General features: G+C 39.4%; 20 protein-coding genes, 1 other RNA gene and 1 pseudogene. 10 read left to right on the top strand and 12 right to left on the bottom strand.

Going from position 1 to position 21,009, the window contains the following annotated elements; genetic code table 11:
- Nucleotides 1-280, top strand: a 280-nt coding sequence (locus ACFIK1_RS05470) for a helix-turn-helix domain-containing protein (RefSeq protein ID WP_375662266.1), incomplete at its 5' end; no start/stop codon positions are given.
- Nucleotides 281-615: 335 nt separating this feature from the next.
- On the opposite strand, the gene ACFIK1_RS05475 is transcribed toward ACFIK1_RS05470, so the two are convergent.
- From ACFIK1_RS05475 to ssrS, 3 genes are all read right to left on the bottom strand, one after another.
- The gene (locus ACFIK1_RS05475) at nucleotides 616-1,437 is read right to left on the bottom strand and encodes a TIGR00282 family metallophosphoesterase (protein WP_375613599.1); all 822 of its coding nucleotides are present in this window, start codon (nucleotides 1,435-1,437) and stop codon (nucleotides 616-618) included.
- Nucleotides 1,438-1,455: 18 nt separating this feature from the next.
- The gene (locus ACFIK1_RS05480; protein ID WP_375627769.1) at nucleotides 1,456-2,061 is read right to left on the bottom strand and encodes a 5-formyltetrahydrofolate cyclo-ligase; all 606 of its coding nucleotides are present in this window, start codon (nucleotides 2,059-2,061) and stop codon (nucleotides 1,456-1,458) included.
- A 325-nt stretch (nucleotides 2,062-2,386) separates the two neighbouring features.
- A non-coding RNA gene (gene ssrS, locus ACFIK1_RS05485) (6S RNA) lies at nucleotides 2,387-2,547 on the bottom strand.
- 161 nt (nucleotides 2,548-2,708) lie between these two features.
- On the opposite strand from ssrS, the gene ACFIK1_RS05490 reads away from it, so the two are divergent.
- Complete coding sequence (locus tag ACFIK1_RS05490) at nucleotides 2,709-2,861, top strand: hypothetical protein (protein WP_375662267.1); 153 nt, start codon at nucleotides 2,709-2,711, stop codon at nucleotides 2,859-2,861.
- A gap of 498 nt (nucleotides 2,862-3,359) precedes the next feature.
- Here ACFIK1_RS05490 and ACFIK1_RS05495 read toward each other — a convergent pair whose 3' ends face one another.
- The 3 genes from ACFIK1_RS05495 to ACFIK1_RS05505 form a co-directional block, all read right to left on the bottom strand.
- Nucleotides 3,360-4,145: a tetratricopeptide repeat protein gene (locus ACFIK1_RS05495; RefSeq protein ID WP_375655399.1), complete on the bottom strand. Its 786-nt coding sequence runs from the start codon at nucleotides 4,143-4,145 to the stop codon at nucleotides 3,360-3,362.
- Nucleotides 4,146-4,287: 142 nt separating this feature from the next.
- Nucleotides 4,288-4,413, bottom strand: a complete 126-nt coding sequence (ykgO, locus tag ACFIK1_RS05500) for a type B 50S ribosomal protein L36 (protein WP_004863016.1) — start codon at nucleotides 4,411-4,413, stop codon at nucleotides 4,288-4,290.
- A gap of 1,402 nt (nucleotides 4,414-5,815) precedes the next feature.
- The gene (locus tag ACFIK1_RS05505) at nucleotides 5,816-6,196 is read right to left on the bottom strand and encodes a hypothetical protein (protein WP_375613596.1); all 381 of its coding nucleotides are present in this window, start codon (nucleotides 6,194-6,196) and stop codon (nucleotides 5,816-5,818) included.
- 659 nt (nucleotides 6,197-6,855) lie between these two features.
- On the opposite strand from ACFIK1_RS05505, the gene ACFIK1_RS05510 reads away from it, so the two are divergent.
- Both ACFIK1_RS05510 and ACFIK1_RS05515 read left to right on the top strand, forming a co-directional pair.
- Nucleotides 6,856-7,092 carry a hypothetical protein gene (locus ACFIK1_RS05510; RefSeq protein ID WP_375662268.1) on the top strand — a complete coding sequence of 79 codons (237 nt, stop codon included), beginning with the start codon at nucleotides 6,856-6,858 and terminating at the stop codon, nucleotides 7,090-7,092.
- A 142-nt stretch (nucleotides 7,093-7,234) separates the two neighbouring features.
- Nucleotides 7,235-7,360 carry a hypothetical protein gene (locus ACFIK1_RS05515; protein WP_375627706.1) on the top strand — a complete coding sequence of 42 codons (126 nt, stop codon included), beginning with the start codon at nucleotides 7,235-7,237 and terminating at the stop codon, nucleotides 7,358-7,360.
- A gap of 195 nt (nucleotides 7,361-7,555) precedes the next feature.
- Here the strand turns inward: ACFIK1_RS05515 and ACFIK1_RS05520 are convergent, their stop codons facing one another.
- Together ACFIK1_RS05520 and purE are read right to left on the bottom strand one after the other, a co-directional pair.
- Nucleotides 7,556-8,716 (bottom strand): 5-(carboxyamino)imidazole ribonucleotide synthase, encoded by a 1,161-nt coding sequence (locus tag ACFIK1_RS05520; RefSeq protein WP_375662269.1) that lies wholly within the window; start codon nucleotides 8,714-8,716, stop codon nucleotides 7,556-7,558.
- 1 nt (nucleotide 8,717) lies between these two features.
- The gene (gene purE, locus ACFIK1_RS05525; protein ID WP_375610656.1) at nucleotides 8,718-9,215 is read right to left on the bottom strand and encodes a 5-(carboxyamino)imidazole ribonucleotide mutase; all 498 of its coding nucleotides are present in this window, start codon (nucleotides 9,213-9,215) and stop codon (nucleotides 8,718-8,720) included.
- Nucleotides 9,216-10,036: 821 nt separating this feature from the next.
- Between purE and ACFIK1_RS05530 the strand changes: the two are divergent.
- Nucleotides 10,037-10,190 (top strand): annotated as a pseudogene (locus ACFIK1_RS05530) (DUF5993 family protein).
- Nucleotides 10,191-10,200: 10 nt separating this feature from the next.
- Entirely contained in the window at nucleotides 10,201-10,782 is a 582-nt protein-coding gene (locus ACFIK1_RS05535; RefSeq protein ID WP_375662270.1) for a disulfide bond formation protein B, read from the top strand.
- A 1,989-nt stretch (nucleotides 10,783-12,771) separates the two neighbouring features.
- On the opposite strand, the gene ACFIK1_RS05540 is transcribed toward ACFIK1_RS05535, so the two are convergent.
- The 3 genes from ACFIK1_RS05540 to ACFIK1_RS05550 form a co-directional block, all read right to left on the bottom strand.
- The gene (locus tag ACFIK1_RS05540) at nucleotides 12,772-13,170 is read right to left on the bottom strand and encodes a helix-turn-helix domain-containing protein (RefSeq protein WP_375662271.1); all 399 of its coding nucleotides are present in this window, start codon (nucleotides 13,168-13,170) and stop codon (nucleotides 12,772-12,774) included.
- A 738-nt stretch (nucleotides 13,171-13,908) separates the two neighbouring features.
- The gene (locus tag ACFIK1_RS05545) at nucleotides 13,909-14,274 is read right to left on the bottom strand and encodes a helix-turn-helix domain-containing protein (RefSeq protein WP_375633325.1); all 366 of its coding nucleotides are present in this window, start codon (nucleotides 14,272-14,274) and stop codon (nucleotides 13,909-13,911) included.
- A gap of 365 nt (nucleotides 14,275-14,639) precedes the next feature.
- Nucleotides 14,640-15,005 (bottom strand): helix-turn-helix domain-containing protein, encoded by a 366-nt coding sequence (locus tag ACFIK1_RS05550; protein WP_375662276.1) that lies wholly within the window; start codon nucleotides 15,003-15,005, stop codon nucleotides 14,640-14,642.
- 1,390 nt (nucleotides 15,006-16,395) lie between these two features.
- Between ACFIK1_RS05550 and infA the strand changes: the two genes are divergently transcribed.
- The 4 genes from infA (at nucleotide 16,396) to ACFIK1_RS05570 (ending at nucleotide 19,821) form a co-directional block, all read left to right on the top strand.
- On the top strand, nucleotides 16,396-16,614 hold the full coding sequence (infA, locus tag ACFIK1_RS05555; protein WP_004857577.1) for a translation initiation factor IF-1: 219 nt from the start codon (nucleotides 16,396-16,398) through the stop codon (nucleotides 16,612-16,614).
- Nucleotides 16,615-16,846: 232 nt separating this feature from the next.
- Nucleotides 16,847-17,560, top strand: a complete 714-nt coding sequence (locus ACFIK1_RS05560) for a Maf family nucleotide pyrophosphatase (protein WP_375611669.1) — start codon at nucleotides 16,847-16,849, stop codon at nucleotides 17,558-17,560.
- A gap of 21 nt (nucleotides 17,561-17,581) precedes the next feature.
- Nucleotides 17,582-17,866: a DNA gyrase inhibitor YacG gene (gene yacG, locus ACFIK1_RS05565; RefSeq protein ID WP_375611670.1), complete on the top strand. Its 285-nt coding sequence runs from the start codon at nucleotides 17,582-17,584 to the stop codon at nucleotides 17,864-17,866.
- 782 nt (nucleotides 17,867-18,648) lie between these two features.
- Nucleotides 18,649-19,821 carry an MFS transporter gene (locus ACFIK1_RS05570; protein WP_375662277.1) on the top strand — a complete coding sequence of 391 codons (1,173 nt, stop codon included), beginning with the start codon at nucleotides 18,649-18,651 and terminating at the stop codon, nucleotides 19,819-19,821.
- A 428-nt stretch (nucleotides 19,822-20,249) separates the two neighbouring features.
- On the opposite strand, the gene ACFIK1_RS05575 is transcribed toward ACFIK1_RS05570, so the two are convergent.
- A complete protein-coding gene (locus ACFIK1_RS05575) occupies nucleotides 20,250-20,621 on the bottom strand; it encodes a helix-turn-helix domain-containing protein (RefSeq protein WP_375662272.1) in 372 nt (123 codons plus the stop codon).
- Between the last annotated feature and the right edge of the window lie 388 nt (nucleotides 20,622-21,009).

Consider the following 21,009-nt stretch of genomic DNA (forward strand, 5'->3'; position numbering starts at 1 on the left):
GTCGCAAAAGAAATTAGGCAGTCAGTTAGGGGTGACTTTTCAACAAATCCAAAAATATGAAAAAGGCTCTAATCGTATAGGAGCTGGGCGTTTACAGGAAATTGCCGACATTCTTAATGTTCCCATTTCCTTTTTTTACGCTGATCTCTCGACAAAAGAAAACGTCTTGTATTGCTGTGATGAAAGGATCGCAAGCAAAGAAGAGCACATTCTTTTGAAAAGTTTTAGAGAGCTCAAACTTAAAAAGCAGAAAGCAATTTTAAGATTAAATTTTCGTTAGAATTAAAAAAAGATTAAAGAGGCTCTTGCTAAATAATAAATTATTATATAAAGCTCTTTTTAGAGAAGGGGGTTAACATTTCTCCTCCCCCCCCCCCGCAGAAATGTCGAAATAAAACCTCCTTCTCATCGTTTTAAAAATCACGAAAAATTTTATCCTTTATTTTTTTAAAAAGAGTGACTTGTTTGTGCTAGAAAAGTTGCTGTATTAGGTAAATTGGAGGGCGGGGTGTTTTTAGTAGGGATTTGGGAAGGGCTGGAAAAGTCGTCTTGCCAAATAGAGTTCTCAAAAGGAAATCTTGGAAAGAAACTATCAAAGGGGTGGCTTAAAAGAAGCTACCAAAAATCCGGAACTTCAGGCTTTAAATGAGGACCAATCCGTACCGCCGAGACCTTTTCTGCTAAACCGGTGCGATCTGAAATCTCAACCGCTAAACCACAAAGGGTGGCGGGACCACACGCCGGTTCAAAACGATCTTGCTTCGTCTTATAAAGAAAACGGTGTAAGGGTTCTTCTTTATCCATTCCAAGAGATGAGTTATAATCTCCACACATGCCTGCATCTGTTAAATAGGCGCTCCCACCTTCTAAGATTTGCGCGTCAGCCGTGGGAATATGCGTATGGGTGCCAACGATAACACTCACACGACCATCAAGAAAATGGCCAAAACATTGCTTCTCGCTTGTCGTTTCTGCGTGAAAGTCAAAAATAATCGTATCGGCTTGCTCCATCAACGAACAGGCAAGCAGAATATTTTCCGCTGTTTCAAATGGATCTTCTACTTTACACGGCATAAAAACGTTGCCCAACAGATTGGCGACAAGAACACGGGCGCCATTTTTTGCCGTAAAAACACCAGAACCTTTTCCGGGAGTTTCTTTCGAAAAATTGGCAGGGCGTAAAAAACGATCACTCTCATGGGCATACTGCAATGCTTCTTTGTGAGAAAAAGCATGATTACCTGTGGTGACAACATCAACACCGGTTATCAAAAGATCTTGATACGTTTCTTGTGTGAGACCAAAACCACCAGAGGCATTTTCACCATTTACCACAACAAAATCAAGCTGCCATTTCTCAATCAGTTGAGGAAGGTGTTCAAAAACAGCTTTACAGCCTGTGCTACCAACAATGTCACCTAAAAATAAAAAACGCATAGGCGCTTTAATCACATTTTAACATTTTAAGAAACCTTTTTCTGTAAAAATTCCTTGTACCTGTAGATCATGTTCTGCTGCGGGAATAGAGGAAACCTCCTGACATGAAAATCCTATGCCCCATAATGTCATTTGATGCCCTTGTTTTTCAAGAGCTGCAACAGCACGGTCATAGTATCCTCCTCCATAGCCAAGACGGTGACATTGACGATCAAACGCAGAAAGCGGAACAATAATATTATTGGGGGCAACAACGCCATTGTCTGCACCCGGACCAAAGGTGCCAAAACGCATGGGCTCTAAAATCGTGCTGGGCGAAAATGCACGGAAAATCATGGTGGTGGAATCAAGAACTGCTGGTAAGGCTAAATGCCCACCGCGTAACGCTACAGCATCCAGTAAAGGACGCGGGTCAATTTCCGATTTAATGGGCCAATAGCCTGCTAAAATGAGGCGTGAAAAATCGGTTCCCTTCTTTTCAAGGTATTCAATAAAGTGGCAACAAGCACGCTGCGAAAAGAGTGCACGCTCTTCTGTTAAAAGAGCATCACGACGCGATAAACCGCTTTTGCGTTGCTGTGTGCGAAGGGATGAAGCAGATTCATAGAGGGGATTATTTGTCATTGTCTCGTCAATTATTTTATAAGATGCTGGTATTTTATCCATTGTTGGCGTTTTGTAAATCTCTGTTAGGACAAGAGCTGTGCTCATGAAAAAAAAGCATGAAAAAAGTGTGTGCTCTTTAGGGGGTATCTTGGTGCAACAAGCCGCTTTTGCGCTGCTTGCGTGCGAAGGGATGAAGCAGATTCACAGAGGGGATTATTTGTAAGTGCTGTCTGTTCTACAAAATAAAGCCTATCGTAATTTTTATTTCTTGAAAAGAGTATCGTCATTGGTCTTATGTAAAAAGACGCTCTCAATTTTAGCTGGAAAAATTTGATGTAAAAAAGGGTGATCCACAACAGCCGATGGAAAAAGCTGATCCCGGGAACCTATACAAATAGGTGGGCGCCATATGAAAAAGCCCACGGGCTTGATCAGGGACAGCTCCCTTGGAGATCATTAAGGTCTCAGGAATACGTTATTTCCTGTCGAGAAGCGCAGAACACCCTCCTTAATATAAAACAATTTCAGAGCTTCTGCTAGAGATAAAATAACCTCGCTCTCTTCTTTTTCAAAAAGTATTTCAGGAGAGTTTTTATAACCTTGCTGGTGGCTGCTCGAAATGGCTGTATGATGGATGGCTTATTCAAAGTAAAAAAGCAAAAAATATGAGTGGGGGTGGGTGTTTGAGTGACGCAGAACGGTTTATTGGCAATAGCTTGATTGGCTCTTTTGGGACAATGCTTGATTTTTATGTTTCGCGGGAATGCTTGGGGGGGAGTTTTGAAAGGAAATATTTCTTATTCAAGGATGTTGGTTGAATTGGTGTTGCGTCTTTGAAGTTTTTGCTTTGTGAATCCATATTTCAGGGCTGTTTTATCAACTTTGAGGGGTGGAGGAGAGCCGATACGGTATGTGCTGCTATGGTTGAAGCTTAAAAATAAAAAACAGATGATGATAGTTTATCAGAGGCGCTAAGCGATGTTTTAAGCTTTTTTCAAAAAGTATTTTTTGAGGATCGTGTTTACAAATTTTTTTTATCCATGATGGAAGGTGTGAAAAGAAGAAACGGCGTGAAGAGGACTCCGGCGTGGAAGCGTTTGCTTGCTATGAGAAGAAATTCTGTAGGGAGTATATTGGCAGTGTTTGGAAGATGCCTTCAATACAAAAAAGTCAAAATTCAAAAAAGTACTGTGAATTGTGTGGGGGGTGATGGTGTGGTTATAAGCAGGGGCAGTTTATTGAGTGGAATGTGAAGCCGGCTTGTGTCTTATCTAGGTTTGAAAGGATGCCGTAAAGCGTCTCGTTTTTGAATGGTTTCAAAGAGCTTGTGGTGATTGTTCGTCTAATAGAGCTTGCACGCGCTTTTGAATCCTGCGCATTTGTGGATAGTAATCCAATGCTGTTTCATAAGCTTTAAGAGCAAGTTTTGGACGCTCCGTTGCTTCCATGACAACGCCAAGTTCAAAAAAAGCACTATAATTGCGCGGCTCAAGTTCAAGAGCATGGTTGAGATCAAGCAGGGCAAGTTTGAAATCGTTCAGTTGAATGTGAATCCAAGCGCGTCTTATCCAAGCTTCAGCATGAGTAGGTAAAAGTGCAAGAGCATTATCAATATAATCAAGCGCAAGTCCATAATCGTCGCTGTTGAGTGCATTTTCAGCCCATGACATCAAAAGATCAATCGTCTCGCTCCCCGATTGGGACCATAAATGTTGAAGCTGTTGACTGATCTTTTTCGCTTTAGCAACATCAGCACAATATTTCAATTCTTTGAGTAAACGTGAAATTTCTGCTTCTTTGCGCTGCTTAACTCTGTCAACATGGGAAAGCTGCTCTTTGTCAAGATCTTCAAGAATAACCGCCGAAGAATCAGAATCGGAGGGCGTTGAGGAGGAGGGAGGAGAATTGGGAATAAGATCATCTAACGGTAAAAGCGATTGTGGAGAAGGCCGATCTTCAGGAAGAGAAGGAGGATTTTGCCCATAGCTCGAGGGAACAAAACAAAAAACGCCAACAAAAGAAAGAAAAAACGCGCGCTGGAAAATACAGAAAAAACGCAGCTGAAAAAATCGAAAGGCTTTTAAAAAAATAGAAGAATCCATAAAAACAAGCCCCCAAAAGATAAATCACCAAATATTATCAAATACTAGACTTGTAATCAACGGACTTATAACCAAAAAAACGCAAGAAAAAATTTTTAAGCCTACAATCAAAGTAGGCATAAAAACATTGACCCTAAAGAAATTAGCCCTGACGTGCTCTAAAACGTGGGTTCGTTTTATTAAGAATATAAACACGACCCTTACGACGCACCAAACGATTGTTACGGTGGCGCTCTTTTAGTGCTTTAAGCGAATTTTTAATTTTCATCATATTCACCGTTTAAATAGTTTACGTAACACAATACTATAATACAATATTAAAACACGAAAATACAATATTACAACCCCAATAGACTGCTCACTTTAATGAGCATTGCATTGCGATATCGTACTTGCATGATAACATCACACGATACACTTTTTCACTGTGATCACAAAAAGAAAAGCGTACTCTTAAGGTACGCACTAACCACTTCATTAGCACAACGATAAGTGAAAATTGCAAAAAAGTAGGAGAGATCTAACAAGAAGTCTTATTCTTGTCAAGGGTATATCTCTTACAAATTCCTATAGTGTGTGTTAATGGTTGCCTTGGAGGTAAAAATTTTCTCGTAAAAAGAAGGACACAAAAAAGCACAAAGAGTGAAAAAAAGTAAAAGCTTCCTATTTGTGAGAAAATAATCCTGTTTTTTCGTAAAATATCATCGTTTAGTAAGGCTCATGTAAAATTTATAACATGAGGTGTTTTTTGTTCGTGTGTGAGGATATTCTTAAGGCTTATTCTTAAAACCTAAAAAATAAACCGCATGATGATGACGAAGATGATGAATTGATAAGGATAAATTTCTATTGTTCAGAGAAAACATAGTAAAATAAGAGTTTCGCATAGTCTTAAGGTTTTCTCATTGCAAATCTGTGTATCTTTAAGCATAGCATTCGCTGCTTGCATATCACAAGCGGGATTGATCTATGGTAAAGATACTTGAAGATAAGGAATAAAACGGTCTTTTATGAATGCTTTCAAATGCTAAGAGTGTTGTAACATTGGAGACTGGCAAAGCGGTATGATGAGGTTGGTGTTTACGCTTCATAAGTTTAAAGAGGGTGGTGCACTATGAATGTTTAAGCTATTATCGAGAGTTTTTATGCTCTATGACAGGGGCTGCTGTTGTGAAGTGGTGGGGCAATGTGCATTGGCCAAATGTTTCTTTAAAATAAGCGCGTGGTAAAACAAGTGCGTAAATTGGCAACACAAGTGTCTTCTGTTTGAGGCTTTTTATTTTACGTGAGGGGTGAGAGGATATTTGGTTTGGGAATGGATAAGCTTAGTGCTGTAATCATATCCTGTAATTATATCTTTGATGTGGAGATCAGGGACGGAGCGGAGCGCTCGGTACTTTTAATGAGGGATTAAATCTGTGCGGTTAGAGTGAAAGATTATGCATAAATTTCTCTTTTAAGGCAATAGTTTATGATTCTTTGCAACCCAATTATTTCTACGTGGGTGGAGTGCTGGATATTGTCAAACGGAGGGGGAATTCAAATTATCCGGTGAGGGAACCAGTATAGTGAGAATATACTTTGGCTCTTGAATGTGGATAGTTTGAATTCCTTTTAATATCCATGCTGTAGAAAAATTTGACCTTCCCAAGGGTGGTCTATGATGATGTTTATTGAAAGAGTGAAAGGTTCACATTGTCTGGCGATAAACGTAATAAAAGCATGTCATAATACCAATTTATATACATGTTGCAAATGCCAAAGAGAGCTGACGTAATGATCATTGGTATCCCGATCGATAGGGGTAATGACTCTCTTCCTACTGCGAGGTATGTTAGACAAAGAATTCCTGCCATTAATAAAAAGCCTATCGCTAGGATTTTCGTTACGAAAACAATGGGTTTACGAAAGGTTAAAAGAAAGAGGAACAACATATGTCTAAATGGACCCCCTTTACGTTTTTGAGGAGGAACAGACTGTGCCTCATTTAAAGTTGCTTCCTTATTTTCATTGTTTTCATCTTTGAGTTTGTTTGAAGAGATCCCCTCCATTATTTTCCCCTTTTGTATGGTATTTTTGCTATAAAAAGATCTAAGTTTGTGCTGAACGTTAATCACATATTAAGATAAGATACAAGCGAAATTATTTTATTATTGTTAGAAGTGAAGTATTTTTTCGCATAATGAGCGTTTTAAAGGCAATGATAGTGTTAAAATAATAGTATTAAAAAGTATAGTTTAGCTTTATCAGGATAATAAAATAAACATTTATATTTATAAATTATTAGGTGCTCTTGAAAGAAGCTTGGATTGAGAAAAATTGTGGGAACTTCATGAAGCGCTGGTCTGTTGGGGGTGACGAATGTCATTGCTGAGCAGGATTAGAGAGTTACAGACAATCTCTTATGGGTGGTTAAGAATATGCGTAAACAAAGTGCGTTTACGATAAGGGGAGTTCATAAAGAATTGTGCGAGATGCAATAAAAAGATGCCATAAAACCAATGCGCATTATACGGTGGTGATGCACCTTATAATTCATTGTTTTAACAGGATTAAAAGGTAGGAAAATGGATGCGCTGAAAAGAGAGGGGGCGTGAGAGAAGAAAAATTGATCTGAAAAGAAGAAACTTAAGCCTTTGGGGAGAAGTTCAGGAAACCTTTTCGAGGAATGTGTTGGGGGAATTAACGAAAGGAGAAAATCTTCTATCCGTTGAAGGAAAAAGAGAGAGGAGAAAAAGAAGAAAGTTGCTATGCTGGAGGGGGCTATCGTCTGGCTGATATTGGGCCGAATTCTCGAGAGTTGTTTGGGGAGAGTAATACGTTTTACCTCTTTGCAGCGATTTTATGGAAAACAAAACGATGCTTTTGTGAAAAAATGAACATAAGAAGAGAAGCTAGAGACAATAAAAGCGCAATCATGGGGATTGGTATCTATGGGGTGCAATAGATAAGTCTATTTCTTAAAGATTGGCATTAAAAGAAAAATGAAGGGGCTGCGTATGTTATGGGGGAATATTTATGCTGTGGGAGGTATCCGTTGAGGGGAAGTTGAGGGCTGGTGGATTGTTTTTAGCCGTGGGGGGATATTTTTGAGAAAAGGAAGGGGAGAAGAGCTAGGGGGTGGAGTTGAAGGGTTGGGAGCGCTTGTTGTACTGCTTGGATATCGGTGTGTGGGGGAGAGGTTGTTTTTGAGGGCGGATGAGATGTTCGTGTAGGATGAAGCGGTTTGGAGGGGGAAGAGGTGATGTTTTTAAAAGAGCAGGGGGCTTGTAGGAGGGCGTGAAGCCCTGCTAGGGGCGAATTAAAAGGTTAGGGGCGCTTTGAGCCGCTGGATATCGGTGTAGGGGAGAAGTTGTTTTTTCAGTTCATTGGGGGGAAAAGTGTGAAAAAGTATTTATATATATGTGGGCTTAAGATTTGTTGGCTGGTCCCAGTAATTGGATGATGTGCCCCATTTTGCGGTTGGGGTGAACAGTGCTTTTGCCATATAAATGGATCGAGGTGCGCTCTTGCTTCAGAAAATATTTTAACGTGCTAAAATTGTTACCAAGAAGATTGGTCATTTGGCAATCGCTATGGCGATAGGGACTGCCTAAGGGAAGTCCGCAAATAGCACGGATATGCTGTTCAAATTGTGAAGTTATGCATGCCTTTTGTGTCCAATGACCAGAATTATGGACACGCGGTGCTAATTCATTCACTAAAAGATGACCATTCGTTAAGACAAAAAATTCAATACAAAGAACACCAACATAATCGAGGGCATCCATGACTGTTACACTGATTTCTTGAGCTGCTTTTTGCACGTCAAGTGGAATATGTGATGGAACAAAGGATTTATGAAGAATTCCGTTTTTATGTTGGTTTTCAGGGCAATCATAAAAAATATGTTCTCCTTGTTTTGTGCGGGCCGAGAGAACCGAAATTTCCGATAAAAAAGGAACTATTTCTTCCAAAATACAAGGCTGTTCTTGAAAAGTCCTTAAGGCTTCGTCAAGGGTTTGTTCATCTGGGTGATCAAGCTTGATCTGGTTTTTTCCGTCATAACCAAAACGACGCGTCTTTAAAAGACCACGTCCGCCTAAGGTATCAAGAGCGGAAAGAATAGAAGAAGAATTGTCAACAGCGTGCCATAACGCGGTGCCAATCCCTTGATCACGCAAAAATTGCTTCTCAAAAAGTCGATCTTGCGTGATCTCTAATGCTTTGGAAGAAGGATAAACAGGCTTACTCTTTTCTACATATTGAACCGTTTGAAGCGAAAGATTTTCAAATTCATAGCTGACAACATCACACTGAGAAATAAAATGATCTAAAGCTGATATATCGTCATAGGAGGAAACAATATGGTTGTTTGCTGTTTGAGCGGCTGGGCAATCGGCTTCAGGGCAAAAAATAACGGTTCGAAATCCTAATTCTGCAGCCGCTATGGCGAGCATTCTTGCTAATTGTCCGCCCCCGATTAAACCAATGACGCTGCCTGGAGGTAACATGGTGAAGGGAGTGGTGTTGGACGAGGTGGTGTTGGAGGGGGTGGCGTTGGCTGAGGAGGTGTTGAAAAACGGTGCCATTTTAAACCTCCGTTACAGGCGTTTGGGCGACATTGGCTGTTTGTTGTTGACGCCAATCTTCTAATCGTTGGGCGAGATCATGGTCATAAACGGCCATAACGGCTGCGGCTAAAAGTGCTGCATTAATTGCGCCTGCTTTGCCAATTGCTAATGTGCCGACGGGTATCCCTGCTGGCATTTGCACGATTGAAAGCAAAGAATCTTGACCAGAAAGAGAGTGAGAATGCACTGGAACGCCAAAAACAGGAAGAGGAGTAAGGGCTGCTAACATACCTGGAAGATGCGCTGCACCCCCCGCACCGGCAATTAAAACTTTAAACCCTGCTTCTTTTGCTTCTTTTGCAAATTGATAAAGGCGTTCAGGAGTTCGGTGTGCTGAGACAATATGCGAACTATGAGAAATACCAAGATTCGTCAAAATATCTGCACTATGGCACATCGTTTGCCAATCCGATTGGCTCCCCATTAAAATCGCCACATCACATGATTTTTTCATCATTCTCTATCCTTTTCAAAGGTTCAATGCGATTCTTTATCATTATTTTTTTAAAGTTTTATATTCTTTTTGCAAAGCCAATTGATGACAGAGAAACAGTTATTTTTCAAATAAGGTGGAAAGCTAAAAATTTAAAGGGGATCTCGAGAGATGAAAAACTAAAGTATTGAAGGCATGAAGCACTTCTTGTGAGGGGGGAGGGCAATGTCACGGGGTGGCGTGGGACCCATGAGGCTGTTGAGCTTGCGGCATTGTCTTTTATTTAAGATAAGAGGGAAAAATGTATTGGGGAAAAGCCATTGATTATAAGTTTTTTTTAAAAAATGTCTTATTTTTTATTTGCTAAAATAAACAAGATCACCATATGATATAAAATCTGTTGCAATTTGAAACATTGCTTATGAGAAAAAGAGATTTTTATGTCAAAAATGTGTTGCAAAGTGAGGATATTCTTTTGAGAAAAAAAGAGATGTATATCTCTCGATTTCAAAGCCTATTTATTTTGTTGTTCAAGTAATTCTTTTGTGAGTGGGGGGATATAATCTTTATAGGGGATATAATCTTTATAATTGTCGATATATCTTTAACAATGGCTGATATAAGGGGAAGCGAATAATCAACGCTTTTGTGCTTTTAACGCTTTTGTTGAGATGTGCTTCTGAGCGATTATATCGTTTTTTCACTTAAATATAATGGCAATATCAATCGCGAGTGACGAATTGTGAATAATAAATCCATGGTCTCTTTTTTGCCCAATTTTGTAATATGGTAAACGCTGAAATAAATAAGAGTTAAACAACGGATGTAAAGGAGATTTAAAAGCTATGTTTCTTCCATTTTTAATCGCTTTAGGTACTGCAGTAACGACTATGTGTGGCAAAAAAAAATATAAGTTATGCTTTGTGGGCAATTTTATTCGTTGTCATTCTTCTCACTTTCAATCATCACGCAACTTCCACTTTAAATTTATCTTTTTGAGAGAATAGCCATGGAACATGTTGAACAAAAAAATCCTCACTTCGTCATCTTTATGAATACGCTAGGACTCTTTGGGTTATCTATTGTCTTGGTGGTGGCTTTTTATTATCAATTGGTAAAGTTTGAGTTACCTTGTCCCCTTTGTTTGCTGCAGCGCGTTGGATTGATGCTGGCAGGTTGTGGGTTCTTACTCAATATTCACCATAAGGTGAAAAATACCCATTATGGTATGGTTATTCTTGGTTGTATAGTAACCAGTGCTGTGGCAGCACGGCAAGTGTTTTTGCATATCACACCCGATGATTTAGGATATGGTTCAACGTTCTTTGGATTGCATTTTTATACTTGGGCTTTCATTATTTCTGTCCTTTGTATCTTTGCTGTCTCATTTGTCATGATTTTAGGCGAATTGGCACACAAGTTCAAAGAATTTTCTCCTTTTCCAGTCTTGAGTAAAGCGGCAAGTTTCTTATTTGTGTTTTTGATTGCGGCAAATTTGATTTCTACCATACTGGAATGTGGTGGTGGGCAATGTGCCGATGATCCTGTAAGGTATGAATTGTTATCAAATTGGTTCCCTTCACAGTCTTGAAATTTTTTAATAATCCCTCATCATAATTTTTATTGTTAAAGAAGCGGAAATATTTAAGAATCCGCTTCTTTTTTATTTATTGGGAAGACATTTCAGCAAGATTGTTCGATAATCTGATCTTTTATACCAACGCTGGCTTTTATGAGCGCTGGCGATTGATATTTTTTTTAGCGAAGACTTGTACTGTGAACCTTTTATGCTGTCTTTTGAGAGAGATGAAGGGATTGATTGGCTTGGAGGCGTTTGTAGAGAAGCCCCGGACTTTTGAGCCGCGTAGGTTAAAAAGCCTCGTTTTTTAAAGGTGCATTAACGATAAAAATTTTTTGTTCTTGATTTTTCTTAACATTGTGTTAAATTGACCTTTGTATTCATTTTGGTGCTTCTAAAGCTTTTTATTGCTTCTAGAGGGATTAATTTAAAATTTTGAAAGTTATGTGAATAATTTTCTGCAGAGGTTTGTTTATTAGAGGCAAACCTTTTTTTTTATCTAAGTTTTAGATGTTTTCTTTCAGTGTGAAGCCTTTTTTTTAGAAAAAGGTAAGCGTCTTGATGATGACTCTCTTCTTTATTAATATATTGATTTATAATAATAAATAACCATTTTTTAACGTGAAGCGCGTTGCTGAATATAATAAAATTTCTCATCACCAGTTCTCTCATATTAAATCAATTAAAATTACTTGCTTGTACATCATAAGTGGTGGGTCGTGCATGTGGGTCAAAACTGTGCAAGAAAGGCATGCCTTTAATGAATTATCTCTTGAACTGAAGGCTGTCTGCAACATTGGGAGCTGGCAGAGTTTTGTGATGATGCCGGCTTTGTTCTTCCATAAGCGTAAACTTGTTTCTCTATAAGCGTAAAGATAAGGGGGCTGAATGGATTTTATACACTTCATGGGGGCTTTACCATTCCTTTACGGGCGGCGTTTTGCAAAATGGGTGTGACGAGCGTTGAGAGATCTTTCTTTAAAACAAGCGCGTGAATATGCAACACAAGTCTATTCCTTTTGGTGTGTTTTGTATTACGAAAAAAATTGATTTATAATAATGAGTTATCGTTGTGGATGTTGAACGAGAAAAACGAAAAGCTTCTCTTATTTCAAACTTTCTTATAGTCAATTAATTAAATGTACTCTTCTACGTTACAAAAAAGCACTGGATGTAAATAAAAATTCTTTTAAAAGTCGTAAAATGCTTCTTATGCACCCTTTTGATCGCTAGAATTTGTCGAAAAATTTTATGCTGCTCAATACAATAATAGGGCGGTTTATATCTATGATTTAAGTGAAAATAGGGGGATTTAGATGAAAAGGGAGGCGAGATTTTGATGACAGTTGTTGAAAACGTTATTGTATAATGCATTTTTTACAGATTTTCTGCTTTCTGTAAATATGCAAAAGCGTAAAAACGGAAATTTGTAAAAAAGGAAGCTGGGACTTTATGCGTGGTGTATGATTTTATCATGGCATGGAATGTGGAGAGAAGATTGGGGGGGTGGGGATGAAGAGTTTTATGAAGGGGAGGAGAAGTTTGGATGAAGAGGTGGGTGTGTTGACGAGAGAGGAAAGAGGGTGTGGGGATGAAGAGTTTTATGAAGGGGGGGAAGCTTGGATGAAGAGGCGGGTGTGTTGACGAGAGAGGAGAGAGGGTGTGGGGAAAGTTGTTTTTGAAGTGGGATTGACCGGTGCTTTGCGTGATCTTACTTTAGGGTGGTGAAGGGGCAAGAATATTTTAAAATAGGACGTATCTGTCGCGTTTGATGCAACATTATCCTTTGTGGTGTCGTGATCTGAAATCAGCAGGGGAATTGTAGAGTAAGAAGCTGTATTGTTGACAAACCTATGTTTACAAAGTGGTGCGGGGGGAATTTGAAAGTTTCGTTTGGCTGCTTTCTGTAAATGTGGAGAAGCATCAAAACGTTGATCCGTAAAATAAAAACGTATATCCGTAAAATGATGCGGAGGATTTATGCTTTGTGTGCGCTTTTGCTTAATCAGAAATCAACCATAAGATTGCTTTTTGTTTTTTCGGCTGGAGCTCTCTAAAATTTTTCAAAAGAGTGTGTTCTTTTTCGCTGTATGTTTCTTGATTGTGGTGTAAGAGAGTGTCTTTTGTGGGAAGATTTTCTTTTGTGGCAATGTCTGCATAAAAAAAGCTCATGGGAACTTGTAGTTTTTGGGAGATTTTGAGTAAACACCCTGCGCTTACACGATTGAAGCCTTTTTCGTATTTTTGGATTTGTTGAAAACTGACACCTAAATAGCTTCCTAATTCTTTTTGGGAAAGGCTCATTGAAATGCGTCTGTGGCGGATTCTTTTTGAAATGCGTCTGTGGCGGATTCTTTTACCTATCAGAATGTCGATAAAATTTGGATTTTTAGTTGGCACTTCAAGCCCCCCTCCGGTTGCGAGCGCCCTCGCATTGGTATTCCGGGAGTCTAAAAGTACTGAGCTTAATCAGCTTTTTGCTTTTAGTGCTTAAAGCACCTGGACATAGCAAAATCTCCCGGAATTCCGGGATACCCGCAATGCGGGATAAATTTATGTATTAAGCTTTCGGGCTTTTAGCTCCCTATTTGATCGTTGCGTGGACGATCAAATACACGTGCTTATCAATAAAGTAATTTCAGGAGATTGGCAAGAAAAATCAAAATAATCTCAAAGACTATAAGATTGGGTACTTTTTAAAAAAGTGCGAAATATGGATTATAAATCGCGTCTTTTGCTTAATCAGAAATGTCGATAAAATGTGGATTTTTGGTTTGCATTTCAAGCCCCCCTCCGGTTGCGAGCGCCCTCGCATTGGTATTCCGGGAGGTTGGATTCACTGAACTTAAACAGTCTCTTGTTTTTAGTGCTTAAAGCACTTGGACATAACAAAAGCCCCCGGAATTTCCGGGATAGCCATAATTGTTTATGTGTTAAGTTTTAAGGAATCCAACTCCTTATTGACCGCTGCGTAGACGACCAAAAAACACAGGCCAATTCATAAAGTAATTTCAGGAGATTGGCAAGAAAAATCAATATCCCATAAAATGGCGTGATTTGGAGGGGTGTGGAGTGCTGGTTTGAGTTTTACTTTTAAGGGGATATAGAATGGAATAATATTAATTGTTACTCTTTTGCTTAATCAGAAATCAGCCACAAGATTGCTTTTTGTTTTTTCGGCTGGAGCTCTCTAAAATTTTTCAAAAGGGAATGTTCTTTTTCGCTGTATGTTTCTTGATCATAGTGTGCGGCATGTGTTGAAAGATTTTCTTTTGTGGCAATATCTGCATAAAAAAAGCTTATGGGAACTTCCAGTTTTTGGGCGATTTTGAGTAAACACCCTGCGCTTACACGATTGAAGCCTTTTTCATATTTTTGGATTTGTTGGAAACTGACACCTAAATAGCTTCCTAATTCTTTTTGGGAAAGCCCCATGGCAATTCTTCTTTGACGGATTCTTTTGCCTATCAGAATATCGATAAAATTTGGATTTTTGGTTTGCACTTCAAGCCCCCCTCCGGTTGCGAGCGCCCTCGCATTGGTATTCCGGGAGTCAAAAATACTGAACCTAAATCAGCTTTTTGCTTTTAGTGCTCATCGCACCTGGACATAGCAAAAACTCCCGGAATTCCGGGATACCCACAAAAGTGGGATAAATTCATGTTTTAGGTTTCGGGTTTTTGATCCCCTATTGATCGTTGCGTAGACGACCAAAGTTACAGTATTCATTTATAAGGTAATTTCAGGAGATTGGCAAGAAAAATCAATATCCCATAAAATGGCGTGATTTGGAGGGGTATGGAGTGCTGGTTTGAATTTGACTTTTAAGGGGATATAGAATGGAATAATATTAATTGTTACTCTTTTGCTTAATCAGAAATCAGCCACAAGATTGCTTTTTGTTTTTTCGGCTGGAGCTCTCTAAAATTTTTCAAAAGGGAATGTTCTTTTTCGCTGTATGTTTCTTGTTCATAGTGTGCGGCATGTGTTGAAAGATTTTCTTTTGTGGCAATGTCTGCATAAAAAAAGCTCATGGGAACTTGTAGTTTTTGGGCGATTTTGAGTAAACACCCTGCGCTTACACGATTGAAGCCTTTTTCATATTTTTGGATTTGTTGGAAATTGACACCTAAATAGCTTCCTAATTCTTTTTGGGAAAGGCTCACGGCAATTCTTCTTTGACGAATTCTTTTGCCTATCAAAATGTCGATAAAATGTGGATTTTTAGCTTTCACTTCAAGCTCCCCTGCCGGTTGCGAGCGCCCTCGCATGAGTATTCCGGGAGTCAAAATACTGAGCTCTAGTCAGTTTTTTTGCTTTTAGTGCTTAAAGCACCTGGACATAGCAAAAACTCCCGGAATTCCGGGACACCCACAAAAGTGGGCTCATTTTACGCTAGAGCTTAGGGTTTTTGAATCCCTCTTGATCGTTGCGTGGACGATCAAAAAACATTTTTTAATTTGTAAAGTAATTTCAGAAGATTGGCAAATGAAAATAGTTTTTATTTATAAACTTTATTTTTTAATGAGAGGCTTTCCGCCTCTCAAACTCTCCGGAACGCTCACCAAAATCATGAGATCAGACCCGCGTTTAATGAGGGGACTAACAATCCTAGGTTCTTAAGGTCAAGGAGACCATTACATGGCGCCTAACGGCATCCTTGACCCCCAGAACTTAACGGCTTGTTTTGTCCCTCTCACGCGGCTCCGAAATCATGATTAGAAGGGGAGCTTATAGGGGGGTGATATCAGGCATATCAATTTATCAAGGTGTTTTTTAGAGTGTATGATGAGTATTTTAGGCTGGATTTTTTTGTCGCATTTGATGAAATAATCTCGTTTGAGGGTGGGTGATCTGAAGTGCTTGGGGGAGATTGGCTAGGCAAGAAGCTGGGGTAATACTATTGTTTATAGAGTGGTGCGGTGTGGAAGTTTCATTTGGCTTTATTCTGTAAATATGTAAAAGCGTAAAAACGGAAATGTGCAAAAAAGGAAAAGGCTTTATGTCGTTAGAGGCGTTGTGGTTAATGATACGCAATGTATAGGGATCGTGTTTCGAAGGTAGGAAAAGAAACATAAATGGAAGGAGTGGCTTAGAGGAAGCGTGTGAAGAGAGAGAAAATGGGGAAGGCTTTATGGGAAATGCGTAGAGTATGAAGTGTGGGGCAGTGAAGCATGTTGTGAATGGTGTGTGAAGAATGGAGAAGGTTTTTGAGAAAAGGAAGGGCTTCTGGCGTGGGGGAGTGGTGTTTATCTGAAGGGCGCATGTTTAAGGTGTGGAAGGTGAGGAAAAGTTGGAGAGAGGATGATTGTTCGTAAGTTGTGGAGGGATTAGTCAGAGGTGTTGGGAAAATGCTTTAGGGGAAAAAATTAGCGTAATTTCTTGTCACACTGAAACCAAAATCATCATAAAAATTGAAGGAAATTAGCGGGTAAAATTGGTGAAAAAAAAGTTTTTATTCTTAAGGTGTGGGATGACGTTTTTTGAGAACATGAGAGAGTAAACTTGAAAAACCTTTCCCTTTTTGTGGAATTTTTATTCACAAACTTAAGAAAATAGGATATGAACGCTGGAAATAACGCGCAGCTTAACAAAATATGTGCACTGTAAAGGAAATGTTTGTTTATGTCAAAAGAAGAAGTTTTAGAATTTTCTGGTATCGTTACTGAACTCTTACCTAACGCGATGTTTCGTGTGAAACTGGAAAATGATCATGAAATTATTGCTCATACCGCTGGTAGAATGCGGAAAAATCGTATACGGGTGTTGGCCGGTGATAAAATCATGGTGGAAATGACACCTTATGATTTGACAAAAGGGCGTATTACATATCGCTATAAGTAGCCTCGTGGGTGGCTTGCACTTTTTTCTAAAAGCTATCATATTATTTCTATTATTTTTTAACAGTTTTTTAGTTTGCTTTTCATGAGTGAAAAAAGGGGAGTGTTTGAAGAGCCTTGAAAAACTGTAAAATCGATGCGGAAAAAGGATAAGGAGATCAATAGCGCTTAAAAGGGAGGCTAAAGGGGCGCGCTTAAAAGGGGGTGAGAGGGAAGTCAATTGTGAAGGGGTGGAAATGAGAAATATAAGAGAGTGGGGGGAAAAACGTTTGGCAGATACTCTTACAGAAGAAATTCATTTGGTGCTTGCCTCCGCTTCGCCAAGGCGTTTAGCGCTCTTGGCACAAATAGGGATTGATCCCCAGCAGGTTTATGCAAGCGATATTGATGAAACGCCAAAATTAAAAGAACATCCTGCAAACCTTGCCAAACGTTTGGCAAAAGAAAAAGCACTGAAAGCCCAAAAAATTTTGCGCTGGTACAGTCAGAATGGTCAAGACGAGTTGCAGAATGGTCAAGAAAAATTACCTGGACAGAAAATGATTATCTTGGCGGCTGATACGGTGGTGGCTGTTGGGCGGACCATTTTCCCCAAACCAGAAAGCGAGGATGAGGCTTATGAATGTTTACGATACCTTTCTGGGCGTTCGCATAAGGTCTATGGTGCCATTTGTGCGCTCAATGAACGTGGAAAAATAACCGTAAAATTGGTTGAAAGTCGTGTTCGCTTTAGACGCTTAACCTCTGCCATGATGAAGGCTTACCTTGCTTCAGGAGAATGGCAAGGGAAAGCAGGTGGCTACGCTATCCAAGGAAAAGCAGGGGCTTTTGTTGTCCATATCACGGGTTCTTATTCTAATGTTGTGGGATTGCCTTTGGCTGAAACAGCCGATCTCTTGACCGCTTATCACTATCCACTTTTCACTCACTGGGCTGAACAAACGCATTAGAAAAACTTTAAGGTAAGATCAATGCAAGGTGAAAAGCAACAAAAAGAGAAAAGCAAAAATGAAAAAAAAGCAACAGAAGAAAAGTTAATGAAGAAGCCAATGACAAAGGTGTGCCAAGAACAAAAAGAGCTAAATTTGCAAAAAGAGACCCGTCCTCCGCATCCTTGTCCTATTTGTGGTCAGATGTCACAAAAATCTTCTTATCCTTTTTGTTCCACACGGTGCCGAGCTATTGATCTTAATCGTTGGCTTTCAGGCTCTTATATTTTACCACCCCCACCACAAGTAAGTGATGAAGAAGAATAAAGAGTTCTCTTGAGAAAAGAACGCTAAAGCGTTTTTTGTGTGGAAACTGAAGGGGAGGCGCGCGGGATTATCGTAAATGTATTTAAGAGCTGGATTAACGGCTTGCTTATTATCGTCATTCGCAAAGACGCAGATTAAGTTCAATCAACGATGGAAGTTTTAATACATATCTAAGACTTATCTCCAGAGGTTTTGTTTACCATGGATAATTATAAATTGCTTTGTTGCATGAAGGTCGATGGAGCTTTGTTGCGTGAAAGCTGTTGGTGCCTTTAGGGTATGAGGAAAAATTGGTCATCTAATCAGTATTGCTAACAAAAAAGAGGGGTGCGTGTTTTTGTGCAAAGAGACGGGGTAACAAAAAATAGCTTGTTGGTGCTTTGTTGCGTGAAAGTTGTTGGTGCCTTTAGGGTGTGAGAGAAAAATTGGTCATCTAATCAGTATTGCTAACGAAAAAAGAGGGGTGCGTGTTTTGGTGCAAAGAGACGGGGCAGTAAAAAATCGCTTGTTAGTGCTTTGTTGCGTGAAAGTTGTTGGTGCCTTTAGGGCGTGAGGAAGAATTGATCATCTAATCAGTATTGCTAACGAAAAAGAAGGGGTGCGTGTTTTGGTGCAAAGAGATGGGGCAGTAAAAAATCGCTTGTTAGTGCTTTGTTGCGTGAAAGTTGTTGGTGCCTTTAGGGTGTGAGGAAAAATTGATAGTTCAATCAGTATTGCTAACGAAAAAGAAGGGGCGCGTGTTTTGGTGCAAAGAGACGGGGCAGTAAAAAAATCGCTTGTTGGTGCTTTTGCTGGGTAATGGCGTGGTGTCATTTGGCGGTTGGATTGATTATATCGTGATTTTGACCGTATCTGTGTTCACGTGGAAAGCTGATCAATATGATGTCGCTTTTATTGGAGCGGCAACATTATTACCTGGTATCGTTCTGTCTAAGCCAATTGGAATGTTGGTAAGTCACCGTTCTATGATCCATTGGTTGCGGGCGTCACTGCTGTTACGGGCACTCTGTACTGTCGGTTTATTGATGGCGACGAGTCTGCAAGGATTTATTATACTGGCAGTTATTCGAGCGACATTCAACAGTCTAGCCATGCCTGCAATTTCCGTTCTCAGTGCAAATTCGGTGCCTGAAAACGGACGGACTCGTTACTATTCTGTGCTTAACATGATCAATAGCGCGGCAAAGATGATAGGACCTGCTTTGGGGAGTGCTCTGTCTGTACTTTTATCAGATACCTATACTTTATTGTTTTCTGGATTTTTGACATTGCTAGGCTTTATGGTGTTTTGTTGTCTTGGTGCACAACCTGTCTCGTCGCTCATGATAAAAACAGCGAATACCATAAAATCAAAGCAGAGGCTTTATGGGACAACTTGGTATGCCTATGTGGCGGTGATGTTTGTGTATTTTGCCATGATCTTTATGGTGAATAATCAGTTGCCGGTTATTCTTAGTGCAATGAAAATGAATAAACAGGCTCTTGGGATGCTGGTATCGGCTTCGGCAATCGGTAATTTTCTCTATGGATTTTGGAGTGTGAAACAATCAAAGTATAAACCCCTTACAGGCAAAATATCAGAGTTGTTAATGCCGGCAATGTCAACAATGATTGGTTTTGTCATGATCTCAGTGTGCTTTTTTTACTTTGATTTACTCCGTATTGAGACTTTGTTGCTCTGTTTTTTCCTTATTGGAATGGTTAGCGCTTACTTTTCCATATCTTCTAATGTTTATCTGGTAAGCAATTTCAATGAACAGATTGGATTGGCTTCCGGATGGGTGCAGTCTATACAAAATTTAGCTATGTTGGTGGCGCCGTTTGTTGGAGCGTTTGTTTTAGGTCACACTTCGGCTGGAAAATTGTTCCTTCTTTCTGGATTGAGTGGATTATTCTGTTTATTGGCTATCAGGATATTGCTGAACCGTTCTTTGTTAATTGTTCGATCTCAATGATTGGCTCATCAATAAAACAAATGTTTTAAATCATTTTTCTGAGATTTAGAGGACGTGGAGATAATCCAACATAGAGCAGCTTTTTTGACGTTATAGGTTTAATCTTTGATTTTTACTTAAACGCTCATATGTTTTTTTCGGGGCTTTGCCTTCTTGACACTGTTCTACCGTCTCGTAAACGCAATAGGGGGCATGGTTTTGAGTAACAATGTCATTTTTGTTTAACTCCGCTTTGCTACGAATAGTCAAACTTAAAAACTCAGTTGCCAATCCTTAATCAGCTTGACTTGAAGCAATAATGAAAACAGAAAACGAGGAGCTATAGTGTGAATTATCTTATATGCCGTAAAATATCATTCTTGGAGGTATGGTGATATCAGGTATGGGAAACTTTAGGCAGGGGGGTATGTTAATTGTTGCTCTTTTTCCTAATCAGAAATCAACCACAAGATTGCTTTTTGTTTTTTCGGCTGGAGGTCTCTAAAATTTTTCAAAAGAGTGTTTTCTTTTTCGCTATAGGTGTATTGGTCGTGGTGTAAGAGAGTTTCTTTTGTGGGAAGATCTTCTTTTGTGGCAATGTCTGCATAAAAAAAGCTTATAGGAACTTCCAGTTTTTGAGCGATTTCCAGTAAACATTTGGCACTTACACGATTTAAGCCTTTTTCGTATTTTTGGATTTGTTGGAAACTGACACCTAAATGGCTTCCTAATTCTTTTTGAGAAAACCCTATTGAAATGCGTCTGTGACGGATTCTTTTGCCTATCAAAATGTCGATAAAATGTGGATTTTTAGTTGGCACTTCAAGCCCCCCTCCGGTTGCGAGCGCCCTCGCATTGGTATTCCGGGAGTCTAAAAGTACTGAATCCGAGTCAGTTTTTTTGCTTTTAGTGCTTAAAGCACCTGGACATAGCAAAAACTCCCGGAATTCCGGGATACCCACAAAAGTAGGCTCAATTGTACGCTCGGATTTAGGGCTTTTAGTTCCCTATTGATCGTTGCGTGGACGATCAAAAAACATTTTTTAATTTGTAAAGTAATTTCAGGAGATTGGCAAGAGAAATGAAAATATTTTTGGATCTCAAGAATTATCCTCTTATGCTGTGAAAAAATGCTTTTTGAGGTTGATATCAGGCATATCAATTTCCGTATCTAGGTATGGGCGCGTGTGTGTTGAATATTTTAGGGGT

It is taken from the genome of Bartonella sp. OC16QHHD, from assembly GCF_042194035.1.
In the GTDB taxonomy this organism is placed as follows: domain Bacteria; phylum Pseudomonadota; class Alphaproteobacteria; order Rhizobiales; family Rhizobiaceae; genus Bartonella.